Below are 12,120 nucleotides of genomic sequence, written 5' to 3'. Positions count from 1 at the left end.
GCGCGCGCTGTTGAAAGGTGAATTTTCGCCGAAACCCTCGGCGCCAGTCTTGACTGCCTGCCAATCCGATGGTTCTGCGCATGTGACGCGCTCAGGAGTGACCATCAGTGTCGGGGGTTGTCATCGACTTCAGCGTACGAATAACGACGATCTACCGGGAAGTGGAAGACCAGGAAGAAGTCCTGGTGGTTCTACAAGCCAGTTGATCGAAATCGGGGGTAGCCGGTGGAGCGACGACTGACAACAATCCTGGCAGCTGATATTGCGGGGTTTTCGCGACTCATCGGGCTGGACGAGGAGGGCACGCTGGAAGCCCAGCGTTCTCATCACAAGGAATTCATCGATCCATTGCTGGAGAAACATGGTGGCCGGGTGGCCAATACGGCCGGCGATAGCCTGCTGGTCGAATATCCGAGTGCGGTCGAGGCTGTACGGTGTGCACTGGCACTGCAAACGGGTCTGGCGGAACGCAATGCCGAGATTCCCCGTGACCGACGTATCGAGTATCGCATAGGCATCAATGTCGGTGATGTCGTCAACCAGTCAGGTGATTTGCTGGGCGATGGTGTGAATGTGGCGGCGCGTCTGGAAGCGTTGGCGCCACCAGGTGGCATCATCGTCAGTCGAAGTGTCCGTGATCAGGTCCGTGACCGTCTGGAGTTGGACATGTCGGATCTCGGCGAGATTTCGGTCAAGAATATCACCCGTGCGGTGCGGGCCTTTCAGGTGCTGAAAGAAGGCGATACTGCCATGAAATCGCCGGGGAAATCGACCTACCGTCTGCGGCGTCTGGTCTCGATTGCCTCTCTTGTGCTGCTTGTGTCAGGCGCCGTTATCGTCTGGCAGTCCGGAGGTTTCAGAAACGCTTCAGATGAGCAATCCGTGCTGTCGGATAAACCGTCGATTGCCGTCCTGCCTTTCGACAACTTCACGCCAGACGAGAGTCAGCGCTATTTCGCGGATGGCATGACGGAAGACATCATCACGGATCTCTCGAAAGTTTCCGGTCTGTTTGTCATTGCGCGCAACTCGTCTTTTGCATATCGGGGAAAGAGTGTTGATATCAGAACGGTTGGCCAGGAACTGGGAGTCAGCCATGTGCTGGAAGGTTCGGTGCGGCGAGTCGGTGATCAGCTGCGAGTCAATGTGCAGTTGATCGAAGTCGCTACGGGAGGTCACCTCTGGGCCGACCGGATCGATGGCGAAACGGCAGACGTATTCAAGCTGCAGGACCAGATGACGCAACATATTGTCAATGCACTGAAGGTCCGGATGACCAGTGCCGAGCAGCGACGACGGGAAAACGGCACGCGTGTCGATCCTCAGGCCTACGATCTTTACCTGCAGGCGAGAAAGCTGCATTCAACCTTCAAGTTGACCGACCGACCTGAGATGCTGCGACTCTATGGCCATGCCATCAAGCTGGATCCGGGTTTTGCACAGGCGCATGCCCATCTGGCCAATGTCGCCTTCGATGTGGCACGCCTGGATCACTTCTGGATCATGCCGCAGCAAGAGGCCTACGCTCTGGTCGAGCGTCACACGGCAAAAGCACTGGAGCTTGAACCGGATAATGCAATGGCCCTGTCGACGCTGGCGGATCAGGCATTGAGAGCTGGCGAGGCGGAAAAGGCCATTGCCATGATCGACCAGGCCGTCACGGCCGCACCTAGTGACATCGACACGGTGGGGCGCCAGGCCTACATCCTGTCACGCAGCGGACACCACAGTGACGCTGTGGCTACGGTTGAGTTGCTGCTACGTCTGGAACCCAATCCGACGGCTGTGCAACTTGCGGTCATATCCCACAGCTATTTTCACGCAAAGCGATACGAAGAGGCCATCAAGTACGGCGAACTGGCGTTGACGATGGAGGTCAATCCGTCCTGGGCACTGGAGATTCTGGCACCGGCCTATGCCCGACTCGACAGGCAGGAAAATCTGGCTCTGACCATGAAGGCGCTGTTCAAGGTCTGGCCCGAGATCAGCCTCCGTCACTATCGCTATTATCTTCACTATGTTCGCCCCGCGTCCAACCTCGAACATTTGCTGGAAAGTCTTCGCCTGGCAGGTGTGCCGGAAAATCCTCTGGGTGTGGTGGCGATGCCCGAGAACATGCTGACTGAAGCGGAGCTGGCCGATGTCATGCATCCGGATGTTCAGCGAATCGGTTTCGATAACAACGGCTGGCGATTTCGTACCGTGAACTCGGCGGACGGTGATTACCATTCGACCTGGCAGTCACCGAATGGGCATCAGTTCGAGTTTACCGGCGAGGGCACGAGGCTGATTCTGGATGAAGACCAGCAGCTGGTGCTGGAGGCCTGCTCGATAGACCCGGAGCACAATGGGGGGCGCGAATACTGTGCCCTGTTCCTTCGCAATCCGGGCGGCAGCAAGGCGAGCCGGGATGAGTATCTATCGGTTACCGAGCGAAATGTATCCCGGTTCGCTGTCTTTCCGCGCGAGGCCGACATCGATTGGACCCGGGCGCCTCGATAAGCCCTGTCTGCGGCCTGACCCACACCCGACGGCATCGGTCCACGGCCTCACCAGACATGAAGCCTGTGCCTGGCGCTTTGCGGGCGGATTCCGTCCGCGGTCCTGATAGAGCGGGACTACAAGGGTAGGGCGCTGAGTGGGAGAAAAGGGCAATTCGTGTGTTTTCGGTCCGAGATGGTGTCAGAGGGCGGGAGACGGTGGTTGATCCGGACCAATGAGTGGTTTTTGATGGGAGAAGATGGGTCTTTTTCAGTCAAGGTGGTGTCAGGTGGGTCTGGAGTGGCAATTCGAGTCGTTCTACGGAGTTTTCAGTGAAAATCCCGCGAGGAAACAGTGAGTTCGCCGAGCATCCACGATAGATCCTCGATCTTGCGCGCCACCAGATGAGACACCCCCTGTTCGCGCTGGGTCTGGCCATAGACCGACACAAGCTGAGCGCCGAGCACCTCCTTGCGGAACGTTTCTGCTACCTGGCTCCAGACAATGATGTTCATCGGACCGCCTTCATCCTCGATGGTCAGGAACACCACGCCGCTGGCCGTGCCGGGCCGTTGCCGGACCTTGACCAGACCCGCCACCCGGGCCATGCGCCCATCCGGAATCGCAGCCCAGCTGATCGAGTCCAGAATGCGACGCTTCGTCAATTGCTGGCGAAGCAGTGACAGAGGGTGGCGGTTGAGCGTCAAACCGGTGCTCATGTAATCCGCAGCCGTGTTCTGCCCCTCGGTTGGTGCAGGCAGGGTCTGTAGTGGTTCGACGGCAGAAGCATCGGCCAGCAGCTCGGGCAGCGCCTCCACGCCCAGCAGATCCCATTGTGCCTGATGACGATTGCCACTGATGTTCTCCAGGGCGCCGGCAATGGCCAGCGCTTGCTGATCGCTCTGATTGATTCCCGAGCGACGCACCAGATCGGCAGCACTGCTGAAGGGGCCATTGCCCCGTGCTGCCAGCAGGCGGTCGGCCCCACTGCCGGAGAGCCTTGATACCAGTCGCAAGCCGAGTCGCACGGCTGCCTGGGGCAAGGGGGTTGCTGTGTTCTCGATGGCAGGCCCCTGAGTTGGCGTCGTTGTGCAGGACTGAATCGCCGGTGACGCCGAATGACTGTCACATGAGCTTGATGTGCACGGGGGAGTCGTCGGGTGCGTGTCCGACGGCATCTCCATTTCCACCAGCGTGTGATCCCAGTCACTCTCGTTGACATCCACCGGCAGCACGGTGACGCCATGACGTCGGGCATCCTGCGTCAGGTCGGACGGATCGTAGAAGCCCAGTGGCTGGCTGTTCAGCATGGCGCACAGAAAGACTGCCGGCTCATGGCATTTCAGCCAGCAGGACACATAGACCAGCAGGGCAAAACTGGCAGCATGGGATTCGGGGAATCCGTATTCACCAAAGCCTTCTATCTGGCGGAAGATGGATTCGGCAAATTCAGGCTCGTAGCCGTTCTTCAGCATGCCGCCGACGACTCGATCATGAAACTGCGCGACCTGTCCACCGCGTCGCCAGGCGGCCATGGAACGACGCAGTTCATCTGCCTGACCGGCCGAGAAGCCGGCCGCCACCATGGCGATTTCCATGACCTGCTCCTGAAACACCGGGACCCCCAGGGTGCGCTCCAGCACGCGTTCCAGCTCTACGCTGGGGTAGGCCACCGGTTCGAGCCCCTGACGCCGCTTCAGGTAGGGGTTGACCATCCCCCCCTGAATGGGACCAGGCCGGACGATGGAGACTTCGATGACCAGATCATAGTAGTTGCGGGGTCTGAGTCTTGGCAGCATCGACATCTGCGCTCGTGACTCGATCTGGAATACACCGATGGTGTCAGCCCTGCAGATCATGTCATAGGTGGCAGTGTCGTCGGCAGGAATCTGCGCCATGGTATGAGTGATTCCACGATAGGCTTCGATCAGTCTGAAGCATTTGGCAATGGCGGTGAGCATGCCCAGCGCCAGTACATCCACTTTCAGCAGTCCCAGTTCTTCCAGGTCATCCTTGTCCCATTGAATGATGGTGCGATCGGGCATGGCGGCGTTCTCCACCGGTACCAGTGTGGACAGGTCCCTGTCGGATATGACAAAGCCGCCCACATGCTGAGACAGGTGGCGCGGGAAACCCAGTAACTGCTGCAGCAACCAGGTAAAGCGTTTGATGAGTGGACTGTCAGGGTCGAAGCCCATGGCTTCGAGGCGCTCACCGACCACTTCACTGCCATCCCACCAGGCCATGGATTTCGACAGGGCTTCTATCTGGTCTTCAAGCAGACCGATGGCCTTGCCCAGGTCGCGGATGGCGCTGCGTTTTCGATAGGTGATGACCGTCGCGGCCAGGGCAGCCCGGTGCCTGCCATACTTGGCATATATATACTGGATGACCTCTTCACGTCGCTCATGTTCGAAGTCGATATCGATATCGGGTGGTTCATCGCGTTCGCGGGAGATGAAACGCTCGAACAGCATGCGCGTGCGTGACGGGTCGACCTCGGTTACCCCGAGGCAGTAGCAGACCGCCGAATTGGCGGCCGAGCCACGCCCCTGACACAGGATGTTCTGGTCGCGGGCAAACTTCACGATGTCATGCACGGTCAGGAAATAGGACTCGTACTGCATGTCACGGATCAGTGTCAGCTCATGCTCCAGCTGCGCCTGGACATCCGCGCTGTAGCCATAAGGCCAGCGCCAGGACGCCCCTTCGTACGTCAGTTTGCGCAGGTATTGTGCGGCGCTGAGCTCTGCAGGTACGACTTCACGTGGATACCGATAATCCAGATCGCCCAGATCGAAGTGACACAGGTCCGCCACATCCGTGGTGTTCTTCAGCGTCTGTTCCGGATAGATGGAATAGAGCGCCCGGATATCGCGCAGATAGCGCTCGCCATTCTGAAACAGCCGCCGCCCGGCATGGTCCAGGGTGCAGTTGTGGCGGATGCAGGTCACGATATCCTGCAAGGCACGTCGTTTACGCTCGTGCATGTGAACATCACCGCTGGCCACGACAGCCAGCTCGTGTCGTGCGGCAACCTCGAACAACCAGTGACTGTGTTTCTGGTCATAGCTGCCATAATGCAGTTCCAGCGCGATGAAGGTGTGAGGTCCCAGGGCCCGTAGCCAGCTGAACCAGTGATCCATGCCCTGGCGACCATTGGGCAGGTACGGCGGTACCAGCAACAGGCAGCAGCCTTCAAGGCCTGCATTTTCGATCATGTTCAGGGTGACCCGGTAACTGCCCTTGTCAGCTGCGCGCCGCGCCGCCGTGATCAGCTGACACAATCTGGCGTAGCTGGCAAGGTCTCGTACCAGTGCCACCAGTCTGAAGCCGTCATCCAGTGCGAATTCACTGCCGACGATCAGCTTGAAGTCACTCTGCGTCATGACCCGGGTTGCCGATTTTCCCGGCGCCACATCGGTGCGAGTGCGATTGCACAGTTCCTTCATTCGCCCATAGGCCCTGACCACGCCGGCCATGGAGCATTCATCGGTGATGGCCAGAGCGGAGTAGCCGAGTGCAACCGCCGTGTCCACCAGTTCTTCCGGGCGGGATGCCCCTCTCAGAAAGCTGAAGTTGGAGACACAGTGAAGCTCGGCATACGGGCCCGGATAATCCTTGGATAGCTGTATGTTCATACACTGTTTATTAATACAGTTATCATGCCGAAGGTCAAGTCATCGAGGGATACATGAGAGGCTCAGGTGTCGGGAATGAGGTCTGTGTGGCAGTGTGGATGATTGGCGCATGGGTCCAGTTCGGGGGGCGGACAGGTCTGAGGGAGCCCTGGGTAGACTCTGTATGCGCTCTGGGGGAGTTCTGAGGGAGCTCCGAAGGAAGCTCCGAAGGAAGCTCTGAGGAGAGTACTGAGGAGAGTACTGAGGAGAGTACTGAGGAGAGTACTGAGGAGGGTTCTGAGGAGGGTTCTGAGGAGGGTTCTGAGGAGAGTTCTGAGGAGAGTTCTGAGGAGAGTTCTGAGGAGAGTTCTGAAGGAAATCTGGGTGAAAACTGAATACACTCTGGGGGAGGGCCAGGCTGCCCGGACGCGGGCGTGCGCATGACATGCACCGTCCAGCCGTAGCCAGTTGAGTGGGTGAGTTGGTGAGTTGGTGAGTTGGTGATTCTGTGATTCCGTGATTCATCGCTTGCACGATCGCGACACTATCGTCAGCCAGTCACTCGCGGTATGCTTTGGCCCCTTCAATCTGGCAGCTGGAACGGCCCCATGCTCAACAATCTGATTCTCGATATCGGCAATGTCATTTGTGACTGGAACCCGGATGCGCTCGTCGGCGGAGCCTTTGACAGCCCGGTAGAGCAGGAGGAAGCATTGCGGGTCACAGTCGGGCATGCCGATTGGCTGGCACTGGATCAGGGCCTGCTGAGCATGGAGGAAGGTATTGCCAGGGCGCAGACCAGAACAGCGCTGAATCCCGATGGAATTGCCAGCATCTACCAGAACCTGGGCTCTTCCTTGCTGGCGCTACCCGCTACCATGGATGCCATGCAACGTGCCAGCAGCGCCGGCGTACCGATCTACATCCTTTCGAACATGCCAAAGCATGCCTGGGATTACCTGGCAGCCAATCATGATTGCTGGGACGCCTGCGCAGGCATAGTCGTTTCCTGCGAGGCGGGATGCATCAAGCCGGATGCCGCGATATACCGACACCTGTGCGAACGGTTTTCACTGACGCCCGAGAGCTGCGTATTCGTTGATGACATGGAAAAGAACACCACTGCTGCCATCGCATTCGGCATGCAGGCCGAGCAGCTGACCGACAAGCACGCCGGCGGCGATTTGCTCGATCGACTGGTAAGCAGGATTCTTGCAGAAAGACATTGATGGTCTGTTCGCCGACAGGATGTGATCCGACACTGCCATCTGCGCATCCGGATGTGCATCAGGGCAGATCCTTGCCCTGATGAGTCCTGATGAGTCCTGATGAGTTCTGATGAGTCCTGATGAGGTCGAGTCAATCCTTGTCGACTGCATTCAGAACCCGTACCGGATTCCCGTCAAGCCATTGTGCAATGTCCTCCACGGCCTGACCATACACCAGGGGATAGAGCTCCTCGATCGTGTAACCGACATGCCCGGTGAGCACGGTATTGTCGAGTGCTCGGAGCGGGTGATCCGTTGGCAAAGGCTCCACATCAAACACATCCAGAGCAGCACCGGCGATCTGCCTGTTCTGCAACACATCGATCAATGCTCGTTCGTCGACGATGGGGCCACGAGCTGTATTGACCAGATAGGCGCTTCGCTTCATCAGGGATAATTCTCTGGCACCCACCATGCCCCGCGTTCGATCGCTGAGTAGCAGGTGGATGCTGAGCACATCGGACTGGGTAAACAGTTCATCCTTCTCGACGTGGGTGACGCCGGCTTCGGCCGCTCGCTCTGGCGTCAGATTCTGGCTCCAGGCAATGACCCGCATGCCAAAGGCATTACCGATACCGGCAATTTCACTCCCCAGTCTGCCCAGGCCCAGGATGCCCAGCGTCTTGCCCTTCAATCCGATGCCTATTGATTCATGCCAGCCGCCGGCATGCATGGATGCGTTCTCGGCCGGAATCTGCCGGATGATCGCCATGATCAATGCCCAGGTCAGTTCGAACGGGGCGTTGCGCATCATCTGCGTGCCGCAGACGGTCACGCCATTCTGACGGGCAGCTTCCATATCCACTGACAGGTTGCGCATGCCTGCCGTGATCAGCAGTTCAAGCTCGGGCAGACGATCCAGCAGTGTTTTCGGGAACGGGGAGCGTTCGCGCATGATGACGATGATCTGGAAGGGAGCCAAGGCCTCAGCCAGCGCATCCTCGCCGGCAATGTGCTCATTGAATACAGTGACCTCCGTCCGGGCCAGGCTCTCCCAGGCGGCGGACGTTCGCGACGCATTCTTGTAATCATCGAGAATCGCGATTCTCTTCATCTCGTGTGCGCTCCATTGAATTGGCGTGATGGCCTTGGTATACCACAAGTACTCTGTCGAGACTTCAGACAGGAGCTTGTGGAAGATGCCAGGCTGTCGTCAGGACACATCACCGGCTGGACAGTGTAATGTTGGGGCTCGTTACCCATTCCCGAGCTGGAATCGATTCATGATAGAAGAGCCGCCATTACTGATCATTCGAGAGAACCACGCCAGACCGAGCGCTCGGCAGTTGCAGGCACTGGCAGGGACTCCCACCGGTTTTCTGGCAGATGCCATGAAGGGACGCGGGGCATTGCCGGCCGGCATTCGCCATGTCAGTCCCGGTATTCTCCCGGCAAGAATGTGCGGTCCTGCACTGACTTGTCTTTGTGGACCGGCTGATGTCCTGGCGGTGTTTGCAGGTCTGGGCGAGGTTCAACCCGGCGACATCATGGTCGCGTCGACGGGGCAGTGGGACGGCTCGGCTGTCATTGGCGATCGGGTCATGGGGATGCTTCGCAATGCGGGCGGTCAGGGGTTTGTCACCGATGGTCTGGTGCGCGATGTCGCCGGCATCAACAAGGTGGGCCTGCCGGTCATGTGTGCGGGTGTGTCGCCCAATTCTCCCTATGCCAACGGCCCCGGCGAGGTCGGTACGGATGTACAGCTCGGCGATATGCGGATCAGCAGTGGCGACGTGATTGTCAGTGATGAAGATGGTGCGGTGGTGATTGCGCACGATCGACTGGATGACGTCATCACGGCATTGGAGACGGTTCGGGAGCTGGAGGCATCGCTCGATGCTGCCGTCGACAATGGGCTCATCATGCCGGACAGCACGCGGGAATTGTTGAGCAGTTCGCGAGTAAGGCGCATCTGAACCCTGCATTGAATGATCGGGCTTGATGCCTCAGAACATGACCATGGTTCGTCTGGTGGTAACCCGTCTGTTTGCGGCTCACGAGGCAAAGCCGTATATTGTCGCTATCCTCACTGGCAAGCCAGCCATTTCCTCCGGGTCTCATCCGACTGCCTGACACATGCCGAGCTTCTACGGATTTTCAATACTCGATCTCTTTGCTCTGGCACTGTTTTTCGTGACCTGGATAGGGCACTTCTATGTCGTCAATCATTCACGTTACAGCCCCGCGACCATTACCACGGCCATGGTGGAAATGCGGGAACAGTGGATGCGCAACGTCATCAAGCGCGAAGGGTCGCCGTTTGATGCACTGATACAGAACGGTCTGCAGCAGGGGGTGCTGTTCTTCGGTTCTACCTCGGTGCTGCTGATCGGTGGTCTGGTGGCCGGTCTGGGGTCGGGAGACAACGCCGTTGCCGTTTTGCAGGAAATCCCTCTCTCCACCACGAGTTCGCGCTTTCAGTGGGAAATCAAGATTCTTCTGATCGTTTTCATCTTCGTTTTTGCGTTTTTCAAGTTTGCCTGGAGCTACCGGCTCTACAACTATATTCTGATCATGATCGGTGCGGCTCCCGACAAGGATGAAGACGAGCGTGTACTGGACTTCTATGCCAGGAAGCTGTCCTTGCTGCATGCCCTGGCGGCCAAGCACTTCACCACCGGTCTGAACTCCTACTTCTTTGCGCTGGCAGCATTCACCTGGTTCATCAATGCCTGGTTGTTCATGGCGGCGACTCTCTGGGTGGCATTCGTGCTGTACCGTCGAGCATTTCGATCCCGATTTCTGATGATCCTCAGAATGAAGGAACATTGAGGTTACATAGACTGTCTCTCCACTGACCAGAGGTTCGAACCTGCCATGAATTACGTTCACATCATTGCCATACTGGCAGTCTTGCAGTTCTTCTACTTCAGTTTCATGGTGGGGCAGGCCAGGGGGAAATTCGGCATCAAGGCACCCGCGATCAGCGGTAACGAGGAATTCGAACGTGTTTTCCGTGTGCAGATGAACACGCTGGAACAGCTGGTGTGTTTTCTGCCGGCCTTGTTCGTTGCGTCGCTGTACTGGTCACCGCCGTTCATTGCGGTGGTGGGGTTTGTCTACCTGGTGGGACGCACACTCTACAGACGAGCCTATATTGTCGATCCGGGCAAACGATCCGTCGGATTCCTGCTGACGATCATTCCAACGGTCATACTGATGCTGGCCGGATTGATCGGCGCATTGTTCCGAACGGCCAGTTGAGACTACGGTCCGTCGCGATTGTCGTAGACTGACGACAATCCTGTTGGACAGGCGTCGCGGTTGCGGTGCGTTTGTCACAGACTGATACCCTGCTCATGCACACGGGTTGCGGTCGCTGACGAGCGGCATCATGACGCTGCGACCTCATGAATCAGTATGGCAATGCGGAGGCGGTCATGAGTGGTGAAGACAGTGACGCAAAGACTCGCTCTGGCACGGGCGAAGAACAGGGTGCAACTCCGCGGGAGCTGACGGATCCTCTGTCGAGTGACCAGCAGGGCTCTGCGCGTGGACCGATGGAGTCCGAGCCGGAGGACGCGGAGACACAGTTTCGTCAGACCTGCGAGAAGATCCGGGAGATCGAAGAGCGGGCCCGGCACAGTCTGCGCTCGCCCGACCACGAGCATCGCTGTTCCTTCTGCCATCGACCGAGTTCGAAGGCAGGCGCGCTGTGTCAACCGGATCAGCTGGATGTCTGCATCTGTCTGCAATGTGCCGAATCGGCGCTGGAGCTTCTTCGCAAGCAGGCTACTTGAGTCTGTCGTAATTTGCTATAGTCCTGCCGCCTTGGCAAGCCCATTTAATCTTGCCGCAATTGTGGATTATCTCGACATGACTCGATCACGTTTCATGGCAGCGGCTGTTCGCTGCCTGACTGTTTGCCGTTCGTCCGTTTCAGGGCGCACCGGCTCACTTGCCGCCACACTGCTTCTGCTGACAGGTCTGAGCATCGGTTCCTCGACGGTTCAGGCCGATGGTGAGTTCCGCATCAGTGCCATTCCGGATGAAGCGCCTACCGAACTGATCCGCAAGTTCGAACCGCTGGCCGATTATCTGTCCGACGCACTGCAGATGGATGTGTCCTTTGTGCCGGTTACCGATTATGCCGCTACCGTCGAGGCCCTGGTCAGCGATCAGGTCGATATGGCCTGGCTGGGCGGTTTTACCTATGTACAGGCTGCACAGCGTTCCGATGGCAAGGTGGAGCCCATCGTCCAGCGGGCAGAGGATGAGCGCTTCCAGTCCGTATTCATCACGCAGGCGGATTCGCCGATACAGTCTATCGCTGACCTGAAAGGCGTCAACTTCACCTTTGGATCCCCTTCGTCGACTTCCGGACACCTGATGCCTCGGCATTATCTGACGCAGGAAGGCATTGATGTCGATAACGATCTCACCGTTGCTTTCTCCGGTGCCCACGACGCCACGGCTTTTGCTGTTGCTGGTGGCCGCGTTGATGCGGGTGCCCTGAACATCAAGGTCTGGGAAAAGCTTGTCGATGAACAGAAGGTGGATACCAGTGAGCTCCGTGTGTTCTACACCACTCCCGAGTACCACGACTACAACTGGACCATACGATCCGGGCTGTCACCAGAACTCAGACAGACGTTGATCGATGCCTTCTTGTCGCTGGACATGGCGGATCCCGAGCAGAAGGACATTCTGGATCTGCAGCGTGCCACGCGATTCATACCCAGCCAGGCCAGCTTCTATGATGGAATCAAGCAGGCTGCATTCGAGGCAGAGTTGCTCGCCAAGCCCTGAGC

9 protein-coding genes are annotated in these 12,120 nt (G+C 58.0%); 7 read left to right on the top strand and 2 right to left on the bottom strand.

Annotated features, from left to right (window positions below; all coding sequences use genetic code 11):
• The first annotated feature begins 225 nt into the window (after positions 1–225).
• Positions 226–2,502 (top strand): adenylate/guanylate cyclase domain-containing protein, encoded by a 2,277-nt coding sequence (locus ACUNV4_RS09875; RefSeq protein WP_430878374.1) that lies wholly within the window; start codon positions 226–228, stop codon positions 2,500–2,502.
• Positions 2,503–2,810: 308 nt separating this feature from the next.
• Here the strand turns inward: ACUNV4_RS09875 and ACUNV4_RS09870 are convergent, their stop codons facing one another.
• Positions 2,811–6,122, bottom strand: coding sequence for an error-prone DNA polymerase (locus ACUNV4_RS09870; RefSeq protein ID WP_430878373.1), 3,312 nt, complete (start codon positions 6,120–6,122; stop codon positions 2,811–2,813).
• Positions 6,123–6,709: 587 nt separating this feature from the next.
• Here ACUNV4_RS09870 and ACUNV4_RS09865 point away from each other — a divergent pair.
• Positions 6,710–7,330, top strand: a complete 621-nt coding sequence (locus ACUNV4_RS09865) for an HAD family hydrolase (protein WP_430878372.1) — start codon at positions 6,710–6,712, stop codon at positions 7,328–7,330.
• 130 nt (positions 7,331–7,460) lie between these two features.
• Here the strand turns inward: ACUNV4_RS09865 and ACUNV4_RS09860 are convergent, their stop codons facing one another.
• The gene (locus tag ACUNV4_RS09860) at positions 7,461–8,423 is read right to left on the bottom strand and encodes a D-2-hydroxyacid dehydrogenase family protein (protein WP_430878371.1); all 963 of its coding nucleotides are present in this window, start codon (positions 8,421–8,423) and stop codon (positions 7,461–7,463) included.
• 169 nt (positions 8,424–8,592) lie between these two features.
• Between ACUNV4_RS09860 and ACUNV4_RS09855 the strand changes: the two genes are divergently transcribed.
• From ACUNV4_RS09855 to ACUNV4_RS09835, 5 genes are all read left to right on the top strand, one after another.
• Positions 8,593–9,285, top strand: a complete 693-nt coding sequence (locus tag ACUNV4_RS09855) for an RraA family protein (RefSeq protein ID WP_430878370.1) — start codon at positions 8,593–8,595, stop codon at positions 9,283–9,285.
• A gap of 160 nt (positions 9,286–9,445) precedes the next feature.
• Positions 9,446–10,141 carry a DUF599 domain-containing protein gene (locus ACUNV4_RS09850; RefSeq protein WP_430878369.1) on the top strand — a complete coding sequence of 232 codons (696 nt, stop codon included), beginning with the start codon at positions 9,446–9,448 and terminating at the stop codon, positions 10,139–10,141.
• A gap of 45 nt (positions 10,142–10,186) precedes the next feature.
• Positions 10,187–10,573, top strand: a complete 387-nt coding sequence (locus ACUNV4_RS09845; RefSeq protein ID WP_430878368.1) for an MAPEG family protein — start codon at positions 10,187–10,189, stop codon at positions 10,571–10,573.
• Positions 10,574–10,719: 146 nt separating this feature from the next.
• Positions 10,720–11,109, top strand: coding sequence for a hypothetical protein (locus tag ACUNV4_RS09840; protein ID WP_430878367.1), 390 nt, complete (start codon positions 10,720–10,722; stop codon positions 11,107–11,109).
• Between the two features lie 76 nt (positions 11,110–11,185).
• Positions 11,186–12,118, top strand: coding sequence for a putative selenate ABC transporter substrate-binding protein (locus ACUNV4_RS09835; RefSeq protein ID WP_430878366.1), 933 nt, complete (start codon positions 11,186–11,188; stop codon positions 12,116–12,118).
• Positions 12,119–12,120: the final 2 nt, after the last annotated feature.

It is taken from the genome of Granulosicoccus sp. 3-233 (assembly GCF_052681095.1).
This window is presented reverse-complemented; position numbering and strand designations above follow the sequence as displayed.

Excerpts from the sequence above, each read along its gene's own strand:
- ACUNV4_RS09860 (WP_430878371.1), bottom strand. The coding sequence starts at position 8,423 with ATGAAGAGAATCGCGATTCTCGATGATTACAAGAATGCGTCGCGAACG.
- ACUNV4_RS09870 (WP_430878373.1), bottom strand. The coding sequence starts at position 6,122 with ATGAACATACAGCTATCCAAGGATTATCCGGGCCCGTATGCCGAGCTT.
- ACUNV4_RS09840 (WP_430878367.1), top strand. The coding sequence starts at position 10,720 with ATGAATCAGTATGGCAATGCGGAGGCGGTCATGAGTGGTGAAGACAGT.
- ACUNV4_RS09865 (WP_430878372.1), top strand. The coding sequence starts at position 6,710 with ATGCTCAACAATCTGATTCTCGATATCGGCAATGTCATTTGTGACTGG.
- ACUNV4_RS09835 (WP_430878366.1), top strand. The coding sequence starts at position 11,186 with ATGACTCGATCACGTTTCATGGCAGCGGCTGTTCGCTGCCTGACTGTT.
- ACUNV4_RS09855 (WP_430878370.1), top strand. The coding sequence starts at position 8,593 with ATGATAGAAGAGCCGCCATTACTGATCATTCGAGAGAACCACGCCAGA.
- ACUNV4_RS09845 (WP_430878368.1), top strand. The coding sequence starts at position 10,187 with ATGAATTACGTTCACATCATTGCCATACTGGCAGTCTTGCAGTTCTTC.
- ACUNV4_RS09850 (WP_430878369.1), top strand. The coding sequence starts at position 9,446 with ATGCCGAGCTTCTACGGATTTTCAATACTCGATCTCTTTGCTCTGGCA.